The sequence below is a fragment of the Streptomyces sp. NPDC019224 genome, assembly GCF_040632605.1.
GTDB lineage: Bacteria > Actinomycetota > Actinomycetes > Streptomycetales > Streptomycetaceae > Streptomyces.
The window spans coordinates 19,326-41,012 of record NZ_JBEYCF010000001.1 but is presented as its reverse complement, the minus strand read 5'-3'; the positions used below and the strand labels follow the sequence as shown (position 1 = coordinate 41,012).

The window sequence follows — 21,687 nt, the reverse complement described above, 5'->3', positions numbered from 1 at the left end:
TCCCATGCGACGCACAGCACCCGGCGCCCTGGCCGGCGCCGCGCTGCTCCTCACGCTCACCACGGGCTGCGGCGGCGGGGCGAGCGCGGACGACAGCGGTACGGTCACGGTGACCGTGGGCTACCAGTCCCGGACCATCAACACCGTCACCGCCGGCACCCTGCTGCGGTCCCTCGGGTACTTCGAGGACGAGCTGCGCAAGCGCGGTGAGCGGGACGGTGTCACGTACAAGGTGGAGTGGCAGGACTACGCCACCGGCGCCCCGATCACCGCCCAGATGACCGCCGGGAAGATCGACATCGGCTCGATGGGCGACTTCCCGCTGCTGATCAACGCGGCCCGGGGCGTCCAGCTCAAGCGCCCCACCCGGCTCGTCTCGGTCACCGGTTACAACCTGTCGGGCGGCCTCAACACCGTGGTCACCGGACCGGGTTCCAAGCTCCGCACGCTCACCGACCTGCGCGGCAGGAAGGTCTCCACGAGCGTCGGCTCGGCTGCCGACGGCACCCTCGTACGCGCCCTGCAACAGGCCGGGATCGACCCGGAGAAGGACATCCGCAAGCTCAACCAGCAGCCTGCCGTGGGCGCTTCGGCACTCCAGGCGGGCAGCGCGGACGCGCTGTCGCAGTTCGTGGCCTGGCCGGGGCTGCTCGCCTTCCAGGGCCGGGCCAAGGCGCTGTACGACGGTGCCGAGCTCGACCTGCCCACCTTCCACGGCGTCACGGTCCGCGAGGACTTCGCGGAGAAGCGGTCCGCCGTGGTGGAGGACTTCCTGCGCGCCCAGGGCCGCGCGACGACGTATCTCCACGAGCACCCGGTCGCCGCCTCGGAGTCCGTCGCGAAGGCCACCGGCCTGCCGGCGGAGGTCGTCCACCTCTACAACGGCGCCCAGGGCATCGCCACCTTCGACACCACGCCGAAGCCCGCGCTGATCGCCGCCCTGAAGAAGGACGTCCCGGTGCTGGCCTCCGCGAAGCTCGTCGGTGACGTGGACGTGGACGCCTTCGTGGACGACCGGTACATCAAGCGCGTGTACGGCTCCGGCTACGCGAAGGCCCTCGCCGCGGGGCCGCCCGCCCGGCGCGGCGGCGAGGTGTGGCTGAAGGGCAAGGACACCACCACCGCCTTCGCCACCCCCACCGAACTGCTGCGGTACGCGGCCGCGCACCGGGACACGGTCCGGGCGGCGTACGTCCCCGACGCCAAGACCGGCACGCTGTGGTTCGCGGACCGCGCGGTGTGGGTCGCGGACGGCCCGGAACTGCGTCCGTACGTCACCGAGTCGGCCGCCCGCGCCGACGTGGCGGCGCACCCGGGCGCCCGGACCGTCCCGTACGCCACCGCGCTGGAACGCGCCGGGTCCGCGTCATGAGAGGGCGGTGGTCACCCGTGCGACGGGTGCTCTCGCTGGGCGCGGCGCTCGGGCTGTGGCAGGCGCTGACCACGTACGACATCAATCTGTGGCTGCGCTTCGAGCAGTTCCCGACGGTCGGCGAGGTCGGCCGCGCCTTCGCGGACCGGGTCGCGGGCGACGCGTACTGGCAGGACCTGACCGACAGCCTGACCCGGATCGTCACCGGCTTCGCGCTGGCCGCCGTCCTCGGGGTCACCGTCGGCACGGCCGTCGCCCGCTCACGGATCGCCGCCGATCTGCTCGGCCCGGTCCTCGAAGTGCTGCGGCCCGTCCCGGCCATCGCGCTGGTCCCGGTCGCCATCCTGCTCTTCCCGAGCAACGAGCAGGGCATCGTCTTCATCACCTGCACCGCCGCGTTCTTCCCCGTCATGGTCTCCACCCGGCACGCGGTGCGGGCGCTGACCCCGGTGTGGGAGGAGGCCGTCCTGACCATGGGCGGCGGCCGGCGGCGCGTCCTGTGGTCGGTGGTGCTGCCCGGCGCGCTCCCCGGCATCCTCGGCGGCCTGTCCGTCGGAATCGGGGTGTCGTGGATCTGCGTGATCTCCGCCGAGATGATCTCCGGCGAGTACGGGGTCGGCTACCGGACCTGGCAGGACTACACGGTGGTCGACTATCCCGGGGTCTTCGTCGGCATGGCCACCATCGGCCTGCTCGGCTGGCTCACCTCCACGGCCGTGGAGGTCCTGGGCCGCCGGCTGACCCGCTGGCTGCCGCGCACGGAGAACCGCCAGGCCTCCCCCGTGCGCCGGCGCCCCGCCCCGGCGGCCCCCGCCGCCCCCTCGGTCCGCACGGCACAGGAACGGGTGCGCTCATGACGACGACCACGCACGGGCTGCGGCTCACGCTGCGCGGCGCCACGCTCGGCCGGGCCGGGGCGCCCGTGCTCGACGGCATCGACCTCGATGTCGTGCCCGGCGAGATCCTGGCCGTCGTCGGCCCGTCCGGCTGCGGCAAGTCCACGCTGCTGAGAACCCTGGCCGGGCTGCTTCCCCCGCTGGGCGGCGAGGTGAGCGAGGACGGCGAGCCCGTCACCGGGCCCCGCGCCGCACGCGCCCTCGTCTTCCAGGACGACGCGCTGCTGCCCTGGCGCACGGTCCGGGCCAACGTCGAACTGCCCCTGGCCATCCGCGGTGTGGGGCGCGCCGAGCGGCGGGCCCGCGCCGAGGAGTGGCTGGGCCGGGTCGGGCTCGCCGAACACGCGGCGCGGCTGCCGCACCGGATCTCCGGCGGCCAGCGCCAGCGCGTCCAGCTGGCCCGCGCCCTCGCGGCGGGGCCCCGGGCGGTCCTGATGGACGAGCCGTTCGGCGCGCTGGACGCCCAGACCCGGGCCGGCATGCAGCGGCTCCTGGTCGATGTGCTCCGGGGCAGCGGCGCCACGGTGGTGTTCGTGACGCACGACGTGGACGAGGCGCTGTTCCTCGGCGACCGCGTGGCCCTGCTGCCGGGCGGTCGGGTGCTGCCGGTGCCGCGCCCGCGCGAACGGACCGCGCACACCGATCCGGTGACGGTCGCGCTGCGCCGCCGGGTCCTGGAATCCCTCACCCCCTGAACCCTCTCCGAAAGGCTTCCCCCGTGCAGATCCCCGCCCTCGCGGACGCCGAGGAACTCTCCTGCGACGTGCTGGTCGTCGGCGGCGGTACGGCCGGCACGATGGCGGCCCTCACCGCGGCCGAGCGCGGCGCCTCCGTGCTCCTCCTGGAGAAGGCGCACGTCCGCCACTCCGGCGCGCTCGCCATGGGCATGGACGGCGTGAACAACGCGGTGATCCCGGGCCGTGCCGAACCCGACGACTACGTCGCGGAGATCACCCGCGCCAACGACGGCATCGTGGACCAGTCCACCGTCCGGCAGACCGCGACGCGCGGCTTCGGCATGGTGCGGCGCCTGGAGTCGTACGGGGTGAAGTTCGAGAAGGACGAGCACGGCGAGTACGCGGTCCGGCAGGTCCACCGCTCCGGCTCGTACGTCCTGCCGATGCCCGAGGGCAAGGACGTGAAGAAGGTCCTCTACCGGCAGCTGCGGCGGCGCGAGATGCGCGAGCGCATCCGCATCGAGAACCGGGTCATGCCGGTGCGCGTGCTGACCGGCGACGACGGCCGGGCGATCGGCGCGGCCGGCTTCCACACCCGCACCGGGCAGTTCGTCACGGTCCGGGCGGGCGCCGTCATCCTCGCCACGGGCGCCTGCGGCCGGCTCGGCCTGCCGGCCTCCGGCTACCTCTACGGTACGTACGAGAACCCGACCAACGCGGGTGACGGCTACGCCATGGCGTACCACGCGGGCGCCGAGTTGACCGGCATCGAGTGCTTCCAGATCAACCCGCTGATCAAGGACTACAACGGCCCGGCCTGCGCGTACGTCGCCAACCCCTTCGGCGGCTACCAGGTCAACCGGCACGGCGAGCGCTTCGTGGACTCCGACTACTGGTCGGGGCAGATGATGGCCGAGTTCGCGGCGGAGGTGGCCTCCGACCGGGGGCCGGTCTACCTCAAGCTCAGCCATCTGCCGGAGGAGTCCGTCAGCGCGCTGGAGACGATCCTGCACTCCACGGAACGCCCGACGCGCGGCACGTTCCACGCCGGGCGCGGTCACGACTACCGCACCCATGACATCGAGATGCACATCTCCGAGATCGGCCTGTGCGGCGGCCACTCGGCGTCCGGCGTCCGCGTGGACGACCACGCCCGCACCACGGTGGACCGCCTCTACGCGGCCGGTGACCTGGCGTGCGTGCCGCACAACTACATGATCGGCGCGTTCGTCTTCGGTGACCTGGCGGGCGAGGACGCGGCCCGTTTCACGGCGTACGAGGGCGAGTTGCCAGCCGACCAGCTGCGGGCGGCGCACGAACTGATCTACCGGCCGCTGCGCAATCCGGACGGGCCGCCGCAGCCGCAGGTCGAGTACAAGCTGCGCCGCTTCGTGAACGATTACGTGGCTCCGCCGAAGTCCGGGGCCCGGCTGTCGATAGCCCTGGAATCCTTCGAGCGGATGCGCACCGACCTCGCGGAGATGGGCGCGAAGACCCCGCACGAGCTGATGCGGTGCGCGGAGGTGTCGTTCATCCGCGACTGCGCGGAGATGGCCGCGCGCTCCTCGCTGGCCCGTACGGAGTCCCGCTGGGGGCTGTACCACGAGCGCACGGACCACCCGGAGCGGGACGACGCGGACTGGTTCCACCACCTGGACCTGTACAAGTCGGCGTCCGGGGCGATGGAGTTCACGGCGCGCCCGGTGGCGCCGTACCTGGTCCCGGTGGAGGGGTTCGCGCCGGCCGGGGGGCCGGTGCGGCGGATCGGCGCGGTGGAGCCGGTGGGCGTGGGGACGGCTGGGGCGCGGGAGGCCGCGCCGGTGTCGGCGCGTGTTCCCGTGTCGGCGGCCTCCGAACCGGCCGTCTCCACCTCGCCGCGCATCCTGGAGCTGCTGGCGCTGAGCGAGGGCGAACCGGACCTGGCCTCGCTCGCGCCGTACCTGGACGACCCGGACCCCGCCGTGCGCCGGGCCGCCGTCGCCGCGCTCACGGAGTCCACCCCGCCGGGTGCGGGCCCCGCGCTGGCCGCCGCCCTCCGCGACCCGTCCCCCGCCGTCCGCGCGGCCGTCGCGGCGTCCCTGCGCGAACTGGTCGAGGTGCTGGAACCCTCGCCCGCGCTGCGGACACCGCTGGTCGCCGCCCTGTCGTCGGCCGACGCCGTGGTCCGCGCCGCCTCCCTCGACACCCTGCGAGCGCTTCGGCTCGGCGACGCGGAGCTGTACGCGGGCACGCTCGGCGACCCGGATCTCGAGGTGCGGGTCGAGACCGTCCGGGCCCTGGTCTCCGTGGACGCGGTGGACGGGCTGACCCGGGCCGCCGCCGACCCGGCCCGCGAGGTCCGGGTCGCGGTGGCGAAGGGCCTGGCCGCCGTCCGCGCCCCTGCCCCGGCCCCGCTCGCCCCGCTCCTGGGCGATCCGGACCCGCTGGTCCGCGCGGCGGCCCTGGGCGCGCTGGCGGAGACGGGCTGCCCGGAGGTGTACGCCGCCTTGGCGGTGGAGGCGCTGGAGGCCCCGGCCTGGCAGGTCCGCGCGGGCGCGGCGAAGGCCCTGACCTCGGCGGACCCGGGCCGCGCGGTGGGCGCGCTGGCCGGCGCGCTGGGCGACCCGAACGCGGACGTCCGCAAGGCGGCGGTGCTGGCGCTGCTGCGGCACGGGGACGCGCCGGGGGTACGGGAGGCGCTGGCGGGGGCGGTCGCGGACCCGGACGCGGATGTGCGGGCGTATGCGGGGCGGGGGGTGGGGGTCTGAGCACCAGGTCACCCATGGGGAGGAACCCGGCCCCCGTCATGCGCGCACGCGCGGCCCGGGGCGCGAGACTTCGCCGTATGGGAACGCCGATGAACGCCGAGCCTCCGCATCCCGGGCCGCGGTGGGCGGTTCCGCCCGAGGGCGGCTGGACCGCCGATGACCTGGATACGCTGCCGAACCTGCCTCCCCACACGGAGCTGATCGACGGCAGTCTGGTGTTCGCGTGCCCTCAGACCGTTTTCCATTCCCGGGCTGTCAGCCTCTTCAGCAGACACCTGCTGTCCTCGGCGCCGCGGGATCTGGAGTCCGTGGCCCGTTTCACGATCGACATCGACCGCTCGAACCGCCCCGAGCCCGATGTCGTCGTCGTGCGCGCCGACGCCGTCGAAAGTCTGCGGCAGACCCGCTTCCCCGCCAGCAGCGTGCTTCTCGCCATCGAGGTCGTCTCCGACGACTCCGTCACCCGTGACCGGGAGACGAAGCCCGTGAAGTACGCGCGGGCGAGGATCCCGCACTACTGGCGGGTGGAGGATCAGGACGGGCGCACGGTCGTGTACGTCTTCGAGCTGGAGCCCGCCACCGGCGCCTACACCTCGACGGGGATCTTCCACGACCGGATGAAGGTGTCCGTCCCGTTCCCGGTCGACCTCGACCTCAGCGCCATCACGCCGCGCCGCCGGGTGGCGGACCCGCAGTAGGCCCGCCCCTCCCGGCCCCTACTCGTACTCCGGGGGCTCCTCGTCCCAGCCGAACTCGGCGTCGTCGTGGGCCGGGGCCTGGGCGGGCCGGGTGGCGGGGGCGGCGGCGGGCGTCTCCGGGACCGGGACCGGCGGGGCGCCTTCCGGGGCCGGGGCGGCCGCGTCGAGCCCCGCCAGGACCTCCAGCACCCCCTCCCCGTACGTCGCCAGCTTCTTCTCGCCCAGGCCGCTGACGCCGCCCAGCTCGCCGAGCGTCGACGGGTGGACCGTGGCGATCTCACGCAGGGTCGCGTCGTGGAAGATCACGTAGGCGGGGAGGCCCAGTTCCTTGGCCTGGGCGGCGCGCCAGGCGCGCAGGGCCTCGAAGACGGGGACGGCCGTCTCGGGGAGGTCGGCGGCCGCCGCCTTGGGCTTGCGCTCGCCCCGGCCGGACGAGGACCGGGAGATCGTCGGCTTCTTCGGCTCCTTGCGGAGCTGGACCTCGCGCTCGCGGCCGAGGACCTTGCCGCTCTCCTCGGTCAGGACCAGCGTGCCGTACTCGCCCTCGACGGCCAGCAGGCCCTGGGCGAGGAGCTGGCGGACGACGCCGCGCCACTCCGCCTCGGCCAGCTCCTCGCCGATGCCGAACACCGAGAGCTGGTCGTGGTCGAACTGGATGACCTTGGCCGTGCGGCGGCCGAGCAGGATGTCGATGATCTGGCCGGCGCCGAACTTCTGCCCGCGCTCCCGCTTCAGCCGTACCACGGTGGACAGCAGCTTCTGGGCGGCCACCGTGCCGTCCCAGGTCTCGGGCGGGGTGAGGCAGGTGTCGCAGTTGCCGCAGGAGGCGGCGGTGGGCTCCTGGCCGAAGTACGTGAGGAGCTGGGCGCGGCGGCACTGGGCGGTCTCGCACAGGGCGAGCATGGAGTCCAGATGGGAGGCGGCCCGGCGGCGGAAGGACTCGTCGCCCTCGCCGCCCTGGATGAGCTTGCGCTGCTGGACGACGTCCTGGAGGCCGTACGCCATCCACGCCGTGGACGGGGCGCCGTCGCGGCCGGCCCGGCCGGTCTCCTGGTAGTAGCCCTCGACGGACTTCGGGAGGTCCAGGTGGGCGACGAAGCGGACGTCCGGCTTGTCGATGCCCATGCCGAAGGCGATCGTCGCGACGACGACCAGGCCCTCCTCGCGCAGGAAGCGGGACTGGTGGGCCGCGCGGGTCCCGGCGTCCAGGCCCGCGTGGTACGGGACGGCCTCGATGCCGTTGCGGCAGAGGTACTCGGCGGTCTTCTCCGTGGACGCGCGGGAGAGGCAGTAGACGATGCCCGCGTCCCCGGCGTGCTCCTCCTTGAGGAAGGTGAGCAGCTGCTTCTTCGGGTCGGCCTTGCCCACGATCCGGTACTGGATGTTGGGCCGGTCGAAGCTGGCCACGAAGTGCTTGGCGTCGGGCATGCCGAGACGCTGGGTGATCTCGCGGTGCGTGGTGTCCGTCGCCGTGGCCGTCAGGGCGATGCGCGGCACCTCCGGCCAGCGCTCGCCGAGGACCGACAGGGCGAGGTAGTCGGGACGGAAGTCGTGGCCCCACTGGGCGACGCAGTGCGCCTCGTCGATCGCGAAGACGGAGATCTCGCCCCGGGAGAGCAGGGCGAGCGTGGAGTCGAGCCGCAGCCGCTCCGGGGCGAGGTAGAGCAGGTCGAGCTCGCCCGCCACGAACTGGGCCTCCATCGAGCGGCGCTCGTCGAAGTCCTGCGTGGAGTTGATGAAGCCGGCCCGGACGCCGAGCGCCCGCAGCGCGTCGACCTGGTCCTGCATGAGGGCGATCAGCGGGGAGATCACGATGCCGGTGCCCCGGCGGACCAGGGCCGGGATCTGGTAGCAGAGGGACTTGCCGCCACCGGTGGGCATGAGCACGACGGCGTCCCCGCCGGCCACCACGTGGTCGACGATCGCCTCCTGCTCGCCGCGGAACGCCTCGTAGCCGAAGACGCGGTGCAGGGTCCGCCGCGCCTCGCTCTCGGTCGCACCGGCGGCCCCGCCCGTGGTCACATCCGTGGTCATGCCCGTCACGCCCGTCCCGCTCATCGCTCTGTCCCCCGGTACCGCTCCCGCCGCGTCCCGGCGCTCTCCCCCGCCACGATAGGCGCCGCCTGTGACAACGCCGGACGGGCTTGACTTCCCGAGGGAGTGCCAAGCCCGTCCGGCGTTCGCGTGCGGCCGTTCCGGTTACCTCACGAAGGTCCCCGCCTGGCTCGCCAGGTCCAGGAAGTACTGCGGGGCGAGGCCCAGCACCACGGTGACGGCCACGCCCACCGCGATGGTGGTCATCGTCAGCGGGGAGGGGACGGCGACCGTGGGGCCGTCCGCCTTCGGCTCGCTGAAGAACATCAGCACGATGACCCGGATGTAGAAGAACGCGGCGATCGCCGAGGAGATCACACCGACCACGACCAGGCCGCCCGCGCCGCCGTCGGCCGCCGCCTTGAACACCGCGAACTTCCCGGAGAAGCCGGAAGTCAGCGGGATACCGGCGAAGGCCAGCAGGAACACCGCGAAGACCGCGGCGACCAGCGGGGAGCGCCGGCCGAGCCCGGCCCACTTCGACAGGTGCGTCGCCTCGCCGCCCGCGTCGCGCACCAGCGTGACGACGGCGAAGGCGCCGACCGTCACGAAGGAGTACGTGGCGAGGTAGAAGAGGACGGACGAGATGCCCTCGGGGGTGGCCGCGATCACACCGGCCAGGATGAACCCGGCATGGGCGATCGAGGAGTAGGCCAGCAGCCGCTTGATGTCGGTCTGGGTGATCGCGACGACCGCGCCGCCCACCATCGTGACGATCGCGATGCCCCACATGACCGGTCGCAGATCCCAGGTGAGGCCCGGCAGCACCACGTACAGCAGGCGCAGCAGCGCGCCGAACGCGGCGACCTTGGTGGCGGCGGCCATGAAGCCGGTGACCGGGGTCGGGGCGCCCTGGTAGACGTCCGGGGTCCACATGTGGAACGGGACGGCGCCGACCTTGAAGAGCAGGCCGGTCAGGATCATCGCGCCGCCGATGAGCAGCAGCGCGTCGTTGCCCATGGTGTCGGCGAGGGCGGGGTCGATGCGCTGGATCGAGCCGTCGACGACGGTCGCGATCCGCGCGTACGAGACGGAGCCCGCGTATCCGTAGAGGAGGGCGATCCCGAACAGCAGGAACGCCGAGGAGAACGCGCCGAGCAGGAAGTACTTCACGGCCGCCTCCTGCGACATCAGCCGCTTGCGGCGGGCGACGGCGCACAGGAGGTACAGCGGGAGGGAGAAGACCTCCAGGGCCACGAACAGCGTCAGCAGGTCGTTGGCGGCCGGGAAGACCAGCATGCCGGCCACCGCGAAGAGGAGCAGCGGGAAGACCTCGGTGGTGGTGAACCCGGCCCTGACCGCCGCCTTCTCGCTGTCGCTGCCGGGGACGGCCCCGGCCTGCGCGGCGAACGAGTCGACGGTGTTCCCGTGTGACCGGGGGTCGAGCCGGCGCTCCGCGAACGTGAAGACCGCGACCAGGGACGTCAGCAGGATGACGCCCTGGAGGAACAGGGCCGGTCCGTCGACCGCGATGGCGCCCATCGCGGCGATGTGCGCCTTGGTGGTCCCGTAGCCGCCGGCCGCCAGGCCGACCACCGCGGCGAACGCGGCGACCAGGGCGACGACGGTCAGGAGGACCTGGGTGTGGTAGCGGGCCCGGCGCGGCACGAATGCCTCGACGAGCACGCCGAGGACGGCGACGCCGATCACGATCAGGACCGGGGTCAGCTGGGTGTACTCGATGACCGGGGCCTTGAACTTCTCGTCCGGGGCGGCAGATGTCACCCCGCCCGCCGTCGTCCACAGGCTGTGGACAGCTGTTGCGCTCACTTGGCGGCCTCCACCTCGGGCTGGGGGTCCTTCTTCTGTACGTCCGACATGGTGTGCCGCACCGCCGGGTTGACGATGTCCGTCAGCGGCTTCGGGTAGACACCCAGGAAGAGCAGCAGCGCGATCAGCGGGACGACCACCACGAGCTCACGGACCTTGAGGTCCGCCATGCCCTGCACCTCGGCCTTCACGGGGCCGGTCATGGTGCGCTGGTAGAGGACCAGGACGTAGATCGCGGCGAGCACGATGCCGGTGGTGGCGATGATGCCGACCGCCGGATACGCGGCGAACGCGCCGACCAGGACCAGGAACTCGCTGACGAAGGGGGCGAGCCCCGGCAGCGACAGCGTGGCCAGGCCGCCGATCAGGAAGGTGCCGGCCAGTACCGGGGCCACCTTCTGCACCCCGCCGTAGTCGGAGATGAGGCGCGAGCCGCGGCGGCTGATCAGGAAGCCCGCGACCAGCATCAGCGCGGCCGTCGAGATGCCGTGGTTGACCATGTACAGCGTCGCGCCCGACTGGCCCTGGCTGGTCATCGCGAAGATGCCCAGGATGATGAAGCCGAAGTGCGAGATGGAGGCGTAGGCGATCAGCCGCTTGATGTCGCGCTGGCCGACGGCGAGCAGCGCCCCGTAGACGATGCTGATCAGCGCCAGCACCAGGATCACCGGGGTGGCCCACTTGCTGGCCTCCGGGAAGAGCTGGAGGCAGAAGCGGAGCATCGCGAACGTGCCGACCTTGTCGACGACGGCGGTGATCAGCACGGCGACCGGGGTGGTCGCCTCGCCCATGGCGTTGGGCAGCCAGGTGTGCAGCGGCCACAGCGGGGCCTTCACCGCGAAGGCGAAGAAGAACCCGAGGAAGAGCCAGCGTTCGGTGCTCGTCGCCATGGTCAGCGAGCCGTCGGCGCGGGCCGCGGCGATCTCGGAGAGCGAGAACGTCCCCGCGACCACGTACAGGCCGATCACCGCGGCCAGCATGATGAGGCCGCCGACCAGGTTGTAGAGGAGGAACTTGACCGCGGCGTACGAGCGTTGCGCCGCCGCGTTCTCGTCGCTGCCGGCGTGGGCCCGGTCCCCGAAGCCGCCGATGAGGAAGTACATCGGGATGAGCATGGCTTCGAACAGGATGTAGAAGAGGAAGACGTCGGTGGCCTCGAAGGAGAGGATCACCATCGCTTCGACCATCAGGATCAGGGCGAAGAAGCCCTGGGTGGGGCGCCAGCGCGAGGAGTTCGTCTCCAGGGGCTCGGCGTCGTGCCAGCCGGCCAGGATGACGAAGGGGATCAGCAGGGCGGTGAGCGCCATGAGCGCCACGCCGATGCCGTCGACGCCCAGCTCGTAGCGGACGCCGAAGTCCGCGATCCAGGCGTGCGACTCGGTGAGCTGGTAGCGGCTGCCGCCGGGCTCGAACCGGACGAGCGCGATGCCCGCCAGGACGAGCGTGGCCAGCGAGAAGACCAGCGCCAGCCATTTGGCGGTGGTGCGCCGGGCGGCCGGGACGGCGGCGGTGGCCACCGCGCCGATCGCCGGGAGCGCCGCCGTCGCTGTCAGGAGGGGAAAGGACATGTGATCAGACCGCCCTCATCAGCAGGGTCGCGGCGATGAGAACCGCCGTACCGCCGAACATCGAGACCGCGTAGGAGCGGGCGTAGCCGTTCTGCAGTTTGCGCAGGCGGCCGGAGAGCCCGCCCATGGTGGCGGCCGTGCCGTTGACGACACCGTCGACCAGGGTGTGGTCGACGTAGACCAGGGAGCGGGTGAGGTGTTCGCCGCCGCGGACCAGGACCACGTGGTTGAAGTCGTCCTGGAGGAGATCGCGGCGCGCGGCCCGGGTGAGCAGCGAGCCGCGCGGGGCGACCACGGGCACCGGCTTGCGGCCGTACATCGCCCAGGCGAGGGCGGCACCGATGACGAGCGCCACCATGGTGGCCGCGGTGACCGTCGACGCGCCGATCGGGGCGTGTCCGTGGTCGTGGCCGGTGACGGGCTCCAGCCAGTGCAGGAAGCGGTCGCCGATGGAGAAGAAGCCGCCGGCGAAGACCGAGCCGAAGGCCAGCACGATCATCGGGATCGTCATGGACTTCGGGGACTCGTGCGGGTGGGGCTCCGCGTGCTCGCCGCGCGTCTCGGCGGCCGGTTCGACGTCCGGCGCGGCCGGGGACGGCGTCGGTGTGCGGCGCCAGCGCTCCTCGCCGAAGAACGTCATCAGCATCACGCGCGTCATGTAGAACGCGGTGATCGCGGCGCCCAGCAGGGCCACGGAGCCGAGGATCCAGCCCTCGGTGCCGCCCTTGGCGAAGGCCGCCTCGATGATCTTGTCCTTGGAGAAGAAGCCGGACAGGCCGGGGAAGCCGATGATCGCGAGGTAGCCGAGGCCGAAGGTGACGAAGGTGACCGGCATGTACTTCCGCAGGCCGCCGAACTTCCGCATGTCCACCTCGTCGTTCATGCCGTGCATGACCGAACCGGCGCCGAGGAAGAGCCCGGCCTTGAAGAAGCCGTGCGTCACCAGGTGCATGATCGCGAAGACGTACCCGATCGGGCCGAGCCCGGCGGCCAGGATCATGTAGCCGATCTGCGACATCGTGGAACCGGCGAGGGCCTTCTTGATGTCGTCCTTCGCGCAACCGACGATCGCACCGAAGAGCAGCGTGACGGCACCGACGACCACGACGACCAGCTGCGCGTCCGGGGCGGCGTTGAAGATCGCACCGGAGCGGACGATGAGGTAGACACCGGCGGTGACCATGGTGGCGGCGTGGATGAGGGCGGAGACCGGGGTCGGGCCCTCCATCGCGTCACCGAGCCAGGACTGCAGCGGCACCTGGGCGGACTTGCCGCAGGCGGCGAGGAGCAGCATCAGGCCGATCGCCGTCAGTTTGCCCTCGCTCGTCTCGCCGGTCGCCTCCAGGACGGGGCCGTAGGCGAACGTGCCGAAGGTGGTGAACATCAGCATGATCGCGATCGACAGGCCCATGTCGCCGACGCGGTTGACCAGGAACGCCTTCTTCGCGGCGGTGGCCGCGCTGGGCTTGTGCTGCCAGAAGCCGATGAGCAGGTACGACGCCAGACCGACGCCCTCCCACCCGACGTACAGCAGCAGGTAGTTGTCGGCGATGACCAGGATCAGCATCGCCGCGAGGAACAGGTTCAGATAGCCGAAGAAGCGGCGCCGGCGCTCGTCGTGCTCCATGTAGCCGATCGAGTAGATGTGGATCAGCGTGCCCACACCGGTGATCAGCAGGACGAAGGTCATCGACAGCTGGTCGAGCTGGAAGGCCACGTCGGCCTGGAAGCCCTCGACCGGGATCCAGCTGAACAGCTTCTGGTGCATCGCCCGGTCCTCGGCGCTCTTCCCCAGCATGTCGGTGAAGAGCACCACGGCCACGACGAACGAGGCGGCGGCGAGCAGGGTGCCGAGCCAGTGCCCGGCGCGGTCGAGGCGCCGGCCGCCGCAGAGCAGCACCGCCGCTCCGAGCAGGGGCGCCGCGACGAGCAGCGCGATCAGATTCTCCACGGTACAAGCGCCCCTCTACAGCTTCATCAGGCTGGCGTCGTCGACCGAGGCCGAGTGGCGGGAACGGAACAGCGACACGATGATCGCGAGCCCGACCACGACCTCCGCGGCGGCGACGACCATCGTGAAGAAGGCGATGATCTGGCCGTCGAGGTTGCCGTGCATGCGGGAGAAGGTGACGAACGCGAGGTTGCAGGCGTTGAGCATCAGCTCCACGCACATGAACACCACGATCGCGTTCCGCCGGATCAGCACCCCGGCCGCGCCGATGGTGAACAGCAGGGCGGCGAGATAGAGGTAGTTGACCGGATTCACTTGGCGACCTCCTCTTCTTCGGTGTCCCGGCCGAGCCGCTCACCGGAGCGCTGCTCCAGTGCCTTGAGGCCGGCCAGTGATTCCTGGGACACGTCGCGCATCTGGCCGCGTTTGCGCAGCGTCCGCATGACGGTGAGCTCGGACGGGGTGCCGTCGGGGAGCAGGCCCGCGATGTCCACCGCGTTGTGCCGGGCGTAGACGCCGGGGGCGGGCAGCGGCGGGAGGTGGTTGCTCCGCACGCGCTCCTCGGACAGCTCCCGCTGGGTCTTGGCCCGTTCGGTGCGCTCGCGGTGCGTGAGCACCATCGCGCCGACCGTCGCGGTGATCAGCAGCGCGCCGGTGATCTCGAAGGCGAAGACGTACTTGGTGAAGATGAGGTTGGCCAGCCCCTCCACGTTTCCGCCGTGCACGGTGTTGGCGGTGCCCAGGCCGTTGAAGCTCTTCAGCGAGGCGTTGCCGATGCCGGCGATCAGCAGGACGCCGAAGCCGACGCCGCATCCGGCGGCCAGCCAGCGCTGGCCCTTGAGGGTCTCCTTCAGCGAGTCCGCCGCCGTGACGCCGACGAGCATGACCACGAAGAGGAACAGCATCATGATCGCGCCGGTGTAGACGACGACCTGCACGATGCCGAGGAAGTACGCGCCGTTGGCGAGGTAGAACACCGCCAGGACGATCATCGTCCCGGCGAGGCTCAGCGCACTGTGCACGGCCTTCTTCATCAGTACGGTGGACAGGGCTCCGATCACGGCGACCGTGCCGAGCACCCAGAACTGGACGGCCTCGCCGGTCGAGGTCTGCGAGGCCGCTGCGGCCAGGCCGGTCATGCGTCCACCTCCTGCGCGGCGCCGTTGTTCCCGCCGTTCCCGTCGGCCGGTTTCTCGCCCTGGGAGACGGCGGGCTGGCGCTCCGTACCGGGGGCGGCCTCGGTGACCAGGCCCCGGTAGTAGTCCTGTTCGTCCATGCCGGGGTAGATCGCGTGCGGGCTGTCGACCATGCCTTCCTCCAGGCCGGCGAGCAGCTCGTCCTTGGTGTAGATGAGGCTCTCGCGGGTGGTGTTGGCGAGCTCGAACTGGTTGGTCATCGTGAGCGCCCGGGTCGGGCACGCCTCGATGCACAGTCCGCAGAAGATGCAGCGCGCGTAGTTGATCTGGTAGACGCGGCCGTAGCGCTCGCCCGGGGAGTACCGCTCCTCCTCGGTGTTGTCCGCGCCCTCCACGTAGATCGCGTCGGCCGGACAGGCCCAGGCGCACAGCTCGCAGCCGACGCACTTCTCCAGCCCGTCCGGATGGCGGTTGAGCTGGTGGCGGCCGTGGAAGCGGGGCGCCGTCACCTTCGGCGTCTCCGGATACTGCTCCGTCAACCGCTTCTTGAACATGGCCTTGAAGGTCACGCCGAAGCCGGCCACCGGATTCTGGAACTTGTCCTCCGAGGACGAGGAGGACTGCGAGGACGCCGTCGACCCCGTCGGCCCGGTGGGCTTCGCCGGCCTCTTGGACCCCGGCGAATCAGGCAGTTCAGACACCGTCGGCCTCCTTTCCGTCACTCGGATTTCCGTCACTCTGAGTATCCACGCCGCCACTGACAACGAGCTCCCGCTCACGGCGCGGCCTGCGCCGCGGCACGGGCGGCAGGGTCTGTCCGGGCAGCGGTGGCACCGGGAATCCGCCCGCCATCGGGTCGAACGCCGGCTCGGGGCCGGCCTCGGCGGCGGCGGCCCTGTCCTTCTTGTCGCGGAAGATGTCGGCGACGAAGGAGATCAGCAGCACCGCGATCACGGCACCGGCCACGTAGAGCAGGATCTTCGAGAAGTCGTAGCCCTCGTTGCGCAGTGCCCGCACCGTGGCGACCAGCATCAGCCAGACGACGGAGACCGGGATCAGGACCTTCCAGCCGAGCTTCATCAGCTGGTCGTAGCGGACGCGGGGCAGCGTGCCGCGCAGCCAGATGAAGAAGAACAGCAGCAGCTGGACCTTGAGGACGAACCAGAGCATCGGCCACCAGCCGTGGTTCGCGCCCTCCCAGAAGGTGCTGACCGGCCACGGGGCCCGCCAGCCGCCCAGGAACAGGGTCGTGGAGACGGCCGAGACGGTGACCATGTTGACGTACTCGGCGAGCATGAACATCGCGAACTTGATCGACGAGTACTCGGTGTTGAAGCCGCCGACCAGGTCGCCCTCGGACTCCGGCATGTCGAACGGGGCGCGGTTGGTCTCACCGACCATCGTGACGATGTAGATGATGAAGGAGACCGGCAGCAGGATGACGAACCAGCGGTCCTCCTGCGCCTCCACGATCTTCGAGGTCGACATCGACCCGGAGTAGAGGAAGACCGAGGCGAACGCGGCGCCCATCGCGATCTCGTAACTGATCATCTGCGCGCACGAGCGCAGCCCGCCGAGCAGCGGGTACGTCGAACCGGACGACCACCCGGCCAGCACGATGCCGTAGATCCCGACCGAGGCGACCGCGAGGATGTACAACATCGCGATCGGCAGGTCGGTGAGCTGCATCGCCGTGCGGTGGCCGAAGATCGAGACCTCGTTGTCCGCCGGGCCGAAGGGGATCACCGCGATCGCCATGAACGCGGGGATGGCGGCGACGATCGGCGCGAGGACGTAGACGACCTTGTCCGCGCGCTTGACGACGACGTCCTCCTTCAGCATCAGCTTGATGCCGTCGGCGAGCGACTGGAGCATGCCCCAGGGGCCGTGCCGGTTGGGGCCGATGCGCAGCTGCATCCAGGCGACGACCTTGCGCTCCCACACGATGGAGAAGAGCACGGTCACCATCAGGAACGCGAAGCAGAAGACGGCCTTGACGACGACGAGCCACCAGGGGTCGTCGCCGAACATCGACAGGTCCTCGGCGGCGAGCACCGAACCGTGCGGTGCCGCGGCCAGTTGAGCGAAGGCGGTCACGCCCGCACCTCCGGTGTGACGTCGGGAGTACCGGCGGCGGCGGGGCCGATCCGGACCAGTCCGCCGGGGCGGGCCCCGGTCGTCGCCGGCACGCCCCGTCCAGTGGAGTTCAGCGGCACCCAGACCACGCGGTCCGGCATGTCGGTCACCCGGAGCGGGAGTTCGACGCTGCCGAGGGGTCCGGACACGGCCAGCAGGTCGCCGTCCTTGACCCCGCTCTCCGCGGCCGTGGCGGCCGAGAGCCGGGCCACCGCCTCGTGCCGGGTCCCGGCGAGCGCGGTGTCGCCCTCCTGGAGGCGGCCCAGGTCGAGCAGCATCCGGTGGCCCGCGAGGACCGCCTCGCCGTCGCCGGGCCGGGGCAGCGGCTGCGCGGAGAAGCGCGGGTCGTCCGCGGGCTCGCCCCGCCGGCCGCCGAGCCGGTCCAGCTCGCGGCGGGCGGCCTTCAGGTCGGGCAGCGCGAAGGAGACGTCCATCGCGTCGGCCAGCATGTGCAGGACCCGCGCGTCGCCCGGGGCGAGGTTGCGGGTCATCTGGTCGGGCTTCAGCGCGGCCTCGAACATCCGCGCCCTGCCCTCCCAGTTGAGGAAGGTGCCGGACTTCTCGGCGACCGCGGCGACCGGGAACACCACGTCGGCGCGGTCGGTGACCTCGCTCGGCCGCAGCTCCAGGGAGACCAGGAAGCCGACCCGGTCCAGGGCCTGAAGGGCCCGCGCCGGGTCCGGCAGGTCCTCGACGCCCACCCCGGCGACGAGCAGCGCGCCCAGCTCGCCGGTGGCCGCGGCCTCGATGATCCGGCCGGTGTCGCGGCCGGAGCGGGACGGCAGCCCGGCGACGCCCCAGGCGGCGGCGACCTCGTCCCGGGCGCGCGGGTCGGTGACCGGACGGCCGCCGGGCAGCAGCGACGGGAGCGCGCCCGCCTCCACCGCACCGCGTTCGCCCGCCCGGCGCGGGATCCACACCAGCCGGGCCCCGGTCGCGGTCGCGGCCCGGACCGCGGCGGTCAGCCCGCCGGGCACCCCGGCCAGCCGCTCGCCGACCACGATCAGCGCGCCCTCACCGCGCAGTGCCTCGGCCGCGACGGCGCCCTCGCCCTCCAGGCCGACGCCGCCCGCGATGGCGTCCAGCCACTCGGTCTCGGTGCCGGGCGCGGCGGGAAGCAGCGCGCCGCCCGCCTTCACCAGGCCCGGGGTGGCGTGCGAGGCGACGGAGAAGGTGCGCTGTCCGTGCTTGCGATGGGCCTTGCGGAGCCGCAGGAAGACCCCGGGGGCCTCCTCCTCCGACTCGAACCCGACCAGCAGCACGGTCGGCGCCTTCTCCAGCGAGGTGTACGTGACACCCGAGCCGTCCAGGTCCTTGCCGCGCCCGGCGACGCGCGAGGCCAGGAAGTCGGCCTCCTCCTCGCTGTGCACCCGGGCCCGGAAGTCGATGTCGTTGGTGTCCAGGGCGACCCGCGCGAACTTGCTGTACGCGTACGCGTCCTCGACGGTCAGCCGGCCGCCGGTGAGGACCCCGGTCCGGCCCCGCGCCGCGGACAGGCCCTCGGCCGCGGCGGCCAGCGCCTCGGGCCAGCTCGCCGGTTCCAGCTCGCCCGACTCGCCCCGTACCAGCGGGGTGGTGAGCCGGTCGCGCTGCTGGGCGTAGCGGAAGGCGAAGCGGCCCTTGTCGCAGAGCCACTCCTCGTTGACCTCGGGGTCGTTTGCGGCCAGGCGGCGCATGACCTTGCCGCGCCGGTGGTCGGTGCGGGTGGCGCAGCCGCCGGCGCAGTGCTCGCACACCGAGGGCGTCGACACCAGGTCGAAGGGGCGGGAGCGGAATCGGTAGGCCGCCGAGGTCAGCGCCCCGACCGGGCAGATCTGGATGGTGTTGCCGGAGAAGTACGACTGGAACGGGTCGCCCTCGCCGATGCCGACCTGCTGGAGCGCGCCGCGCTCGATCAGCTCGATCATCGGGTCGCCGGCCACCTGGTTGGAGAACCGGGTGCAGCGCGCGCACAGCACGCACCGCTCACGGTCCAGCAGCACCTGGGTGGAGATCGGCACGGGCTTCTCGTACGTCCGCTTCTTCCCGTCGAAGCGGGAGGTCGCGTCGCCGTGCGACATCGCCTGGTTCTGCAGCGGGCACTCGCCGCCCTTGTCGCAGACCGGGCAGTCCAGCGGGTGGTTGATGAGCAGCAGCTCCATCACGCCGCGCTGTGCCTTGTCGGCGACCGGCGAGGTGAGCTGCGACTTGACGACCATGCCGTCGGTGCAGGTGATGGTGCAGGACGCCATCGGCTTGCGCTGGCCCTCGACCTCGACGATGCACTGGCGGCAGGCGCCGGCCGGGTCGAGGAGGGGGTGGTCGCAGAAGCGCGGGATCTCGATGCCGAGGAGTTCGGCGGCGCGGATGACCAGGGTGCCCTTGGGCACGCTGATCTCGATGCCGTCGATGGTCAGCGTGACCAGGTCCTCGGGCGGGATCGCCGCTTCGCCGCCCCCGGAGGGCGCACTCGTGGTGACTGTCATGCGTTCACCCCCTGGTGAGCGTTCTTGTCGTCGGCCCAGAGGGTCGATTTGGCGGGATCGAAGGGGCAGCCCTTGCCGGTGACGTGCTGCTCGTACTCCTCGCGGAAGTACTTCAGCGAGGAGAAGATCGGCGAGGCGGCGCCGTCGCCGAGGGCGCAGAACGACTTGCCGTTGATGTTGTCGGCGATGTCGTTCAGCTTGTCGAGGTCGGACATCCGTCCCTTGCCGGCCTCGATGTCGCGGAGCAGCTGGACCAGCCAGTACGTGCCCTCGCGGCAGGGGGTGCACTTGCCGCAGGACTCGTGGGCGTAGAACTCGGTCCAGCGGGTGACGGCCCGCACCACGCAGGTCGTCTCGTCGAAGCACTGGAGCGCCTTGGTGCCGAGCATGGAACCGGCGGCGCCGACGCCCTCGTAGTCGAGGGGGACGTCGAGGTGTTCGTCGGTGAACATCGGGGTGGAGGAGCCGCCGGGGGTCCAGAACTTGAGGCGGTGGCCGGGGCGCATGCCGCCGCTCATGTCGAGGAGCTGGCGCAGCGTGATGCCGAGCGGGGCCTCGTACTGGCCGGGGCCCGCGACGTGGCCGCTGAGCGAGTACAGCGTGAAGCCCGGGGACTTCTCGCTGCCCATGGACTTGAACCAGTCCTTGCCCTTGTTCAGGATCGCGGGAACCGAGGCGATGGACTCGACGTTGTTCACCACGGTGGGGCAGGCGTACAGACCGGCGACCGCGGGGAAGGGGGGGCGCAGCCGGGGCTGGCCGCGCCGTCCTTCGAGCGAGTCGAGGAGTGCGGTCTCCTCGCCGCAGATGTACGCGCCGGCGCCCGCGTGCACGGTGAGTTCGAGGTCGAGACCGGAGCCCATGATGTTCGTGCCGAGGTAGCCCGCCTCGTACGCCTCGCGCACGGCCTCGTGCAGCCGGCGCAGGACGGGGACGACCTCGCCGCGCAGGTAGATGAAGGCGTGCGAGGAACGGATCGCGTAGCAGGCGATCACGATGCCCTCGATGAGGCTGTGCGGGTTGGCGAAGAGGAGCGGGATGTCCTTGCAGGTCCCCGGCTCCGACTCGTCGGCGTTGACGACGAGGTAGTGCGGTTTGCCGTCGCCCTGCGGGATGAACTGCCACTTCATCCCGGTGGGGAAGCCGGCGCCGCCGCGTCCGCGCAGACCGGAGTCCTTGACGTACGCGATGAGGTCGTCCGGGGACATGGCGAGGGCCTTGCGCAGTCCCTCGTAGCCCTCGTGGCGGCGGTAGGTGTCCAGGGTCCAGGAGTCCGGCTGGTCCCAGAAGGCGGACAGGACGGGCGCGAGCAGTTTCTCCGGGCTGGTCCCGTTCTGGTCGATCTCGGTGGCCAACGTCATCACTCCCCCTCCTCGGCTGCGGGGCCGGCCGGGAAGTCCGGGTCGGATGCCGAGGTCTGCTGCGGCGCGTCGTGGGAGCTGAGGTGCTCGGCGCCCTTCTGCGGCTGGTCGCCGGGCGCCTCGCCGCGCGGGCCCACCACCCGGGCCTGCGGTGCGGCCTCGCCCTTGGCGAGCTTGAGGCCGATGAGCGAGGCGTGGCCCGCGCCGCCGGAGGCCGCGACGGCGCCGGGGCGCTCGTCGGGGAAGCCGGCCAGGATGCGGGCGGTCTCCTTGTACGTGCACAGGGGCGCGCCGCGGGTGGGCTCGACGGTGCGGCCGGCGATCAGGTCGTCGACGAGCCGGGTCGCGCTCTCGGGGGTCTGGTTGTCGAAGAACTCCCAGTTGACCATCACGACGGGTGCGAAGTCGCAGGCGGCGTTGCACTCGATGTGTTCGAGGGTGACCTTGCCGTCCTCGGTCGTCTCGTCGTTGCCGACGCCGAGGTGCTCCTTGAGCCGGTCGAAGATCGCGTCGCCGCCCATCACCGCGCAGAGCGTGTTGGTGCAGACGCCGACCTGGTAGTCGCCGCTGGGTTTGCGCCGGTACATCGTGTAGAAGGTGGCGACCGCGGTGACCTCGGCGGTGGTGAGGCCGAGCATGTCGGCGCAGAACGCCATGCCCGTACGGGAGACGTACCCCTCCTCGGACTGCACGAGGTGCAGCAGCGGCAGCAGCGCGGAGCGGCTGCCGGGGTAGCGGGCGATCACCTCCTTCGCATCCGCTTCGAGCCTGGCGCGCACCTCGGCCGGGTAGGCGGGGGCGGGGAGCTGCGGCATC

The 21,687-nt window shown here is 71.7% G+C and carries 16 protein-coding genes; 5 read left to right on the top strand and 11 right to left on the bottom strand.

Features of this window, described 5'->3' with window-relative positions; all coding sequences use genetic code 11:
- Window positions 1-4: 4 nt before the first annotated feature.
- The 5 genes from ABZ564_RS00175 to ABZ564_RS00155 all read left to right on the top strand — a co-directional run bounded on the left by ABZ564_RS00175 (window position 5) and on the right by ABZ564_RS00155 (window position 6,390).
- Window positions 5-1,372: an ABC transporter substrate-binding protein gene (locus ABZ564_RS00175; protein WP_360847012.1), complete on the top strand. Its 1,368-nt coding sequence runs from the start codon at window positions 5-7 to the stop codon at window positions 1,370-1,372.
- Window positions 1,369-2,229: an ABC transporter permease gene (locus ABZ564_RS00170; RefSeq protein WP_360847009.1), complete on the top strand. Its 861-nt coding sequence runs from the start codon at window positions 1,369-1,371 to the stop codon at window positions 2,227-2,229. Before ABZ564_RS00175 ends, ABZ564_RS00170 begins: the two co-directional genes overlap by 4 nt.
- Entirely contained in the window at window positions 2,226-2,963 is a 738-nt protein-coding gene (locus ABZ564_RS00165; protein ID WP_360847006.1) for an ABC transporter ATP-binding protein, read from the top strand. Before ABZ564_RS00170 ends, ABZ564_RS00165 begins: the two co-directional genes overlap by 4 nt.
- 23 nt (window positions 2,964-2,986) lie before the next feature.
- Window positions 2,987-5,692 (top strand): fumarate reductase/succinate dehydrogenase flavoprotein subunit, encoded by a 2,706-nt coding sequence (locus tag ABZ564_RS00160; protein ID WP_360847004.1) that lies wholly within the window; start codon window positions 2,987-2,989, stop codon window positions 5,690-5,692.
- 89 nt (window positions 5,693-5,781) lie between these two features.
- Window positions 5,782-6,390, top strand: coding sequence for a Uma2 family endonuclease (locus ABZ564_RS00155; protein ID WP_360847654.1), 609 nt, complete (start codon window positions 5,782-5,784; stop codon window positions 6,388-6,390).
- A gap of 18 nt (window positions 6,391-6,408) precedes the next feature.
- On the opposite strand, the gene recQ is transcribed toward ABZ564_RS00155, so the two are convergent.
- The 11 genes from recQ to nuoE form a co-directional block, all read right to left on the bottom strand.
- A complete protein-coding gene (recQ, locus tag ABZ564_RS00150; protein ID WP_360847651.1) occupies window positions 6,409-8,424 on the bottom strand; it encodes a DNA helicase RecQ in 2,016 nt (671 codons plus the stop codon).
- Between the two features lie 165 nt (window positions 8,425-8,589).
- Window positions 8,590-10,254, bottom strand: coding sequence for an NADH-quinone oxidoreductase subunit NuoN (gene nuoN / locus ABZ564_RS00145; protein ID WP_360847001.1), 1,665 nt, complete (start codon window positions 10,252-10,254; stop codon window positions 8,590-8,592).
- Entirely contained in the window at window positions 10,251-11,822 is a 1,572-nt protein-coding gene (locus ABZ564_RS00140; protein WP_360846998.1) for an NADH-quinone oxidoreductase subunit M, read from the bottom strand. Before ABZ564_RS00140 ends, nuoN begins: the two co-directional genes overlap by 4 nt.
- 4 nt (window positions 11,823-11,826) lie before the next feature.
- Window positions 11,827-13,773 (bottom strand): NADH-quinone oxidoreductase subunit L, encoded by a 1,947-nt coding sequence (gene nuoL / locus ABZ564_RS00135; protein WP_360846996.1) that lies wholly within the window; start codon window positions 13,771-13,773, stop codon window positions 11,827-11,829.
- Between the two features lie 15 nt (window positions 13,774-13,788).
- Window positions 13,789-14,088: an NADH-quinone oxidoreductase subunit NuoK gene (gene nuoK, locus ABZ564_RS00130; RefSeq protein WP_018101339.1), complete on the bottom strand. Its 300-nt coding sequence runs from the start codon at window positions 14,086-14,088 to the stop codon at window positions 13,789-13,791.
- Entirely contained in the window at window positions 14,085-14,912 is an 828-nt protein-coding gene (locus tag ABZ564_RS00125; RefSeq protein ID WP_360846992.1) for an NADH-quinone oxidoreductase subunit J, read from the bottom strand. The genes nuoK and ABZ564_RS00125 overlap by 4 nt, the downstream gene beginning before the upstream one ends.
- Window positions 14,909-15,610: an NADH-quinone oxidoreductase subunit NuoI gene (nuoI, locus tag ABZ564_RS00120; RefSeq protein ID WP_360846989.1), complete on the bottom strand. Its 702-nt coding sequence runs from the start codon at window positions 15,608-15,610 to the stop codon at window positions 14,909-14,911. Before nuoI ends, ABZ564_RS00125 begins: the two co-directional genes overlap by 4 nt.
- A complete protein-coding gene (gene nuoH, locus ABZ564_RS00115; protein ID WP_360846986.1) occupies window positions 15,603-17,006 on the bottom strand; it encodes an NADH-quinone oxidoreductase subunit NuoH in 1,404 nt (467 codons plus the stop codon). The genes nuoI and nuoH overlap by 8 nt, the downstream gene beginning before the upstream one ends.
- Window positions 17,003-19,510: an NADH-quinone oxidoreductase subunit G gene (locus ABZ564_RS00110; protein WP_360846983.1), complete on the bottom strand. Its 2,508-nt coding sequence runs from the start codon at window positions 19,508-19,510 to the stop codon at window positions 17,003-17,005. The genes nuoH and ABZ564_RS00110 overlap by 4 nt, the downstream gene beginning before the upstream one ends.
- Window positions 19,507-20,871 carry an NADH-quinone oxidoreductase subunit NuoF gene (nuoF, locus tag ABZ564_RS00105; protein WP_360846980.1) on the bottom strand — a complete coding sequence of 455 codons (1,365 nt, stop codon included), beginning with the start codon at window positions 20,869-20,871 and terminating at the stop codon, window positions 19,507-19,509. The genes ABZ564_RS00110 and nuoF overlap by 4 nt, the downstream gene beginning before the upstream one ends.
- Window positions 20,871-21,686 carry an NADH-quinone oxidoreductase subunit NuoE gene (nuoE, locus tag ABZ564_RS00100; RefSeq protein ID WP_360847648.1) on the bottom strand — a complete coding sequence of 272 codons (816 nt, stop codon included), beginning with the start codon at window positions 21,684-21,686 and terminating at the stop codon, window positions 20,871-20,873. Before nuoE ends, nuoF begins: the two co-directional genes overlap by 1 nt.
- Window position 21,687: the final 1 nt, after the last annotated feature.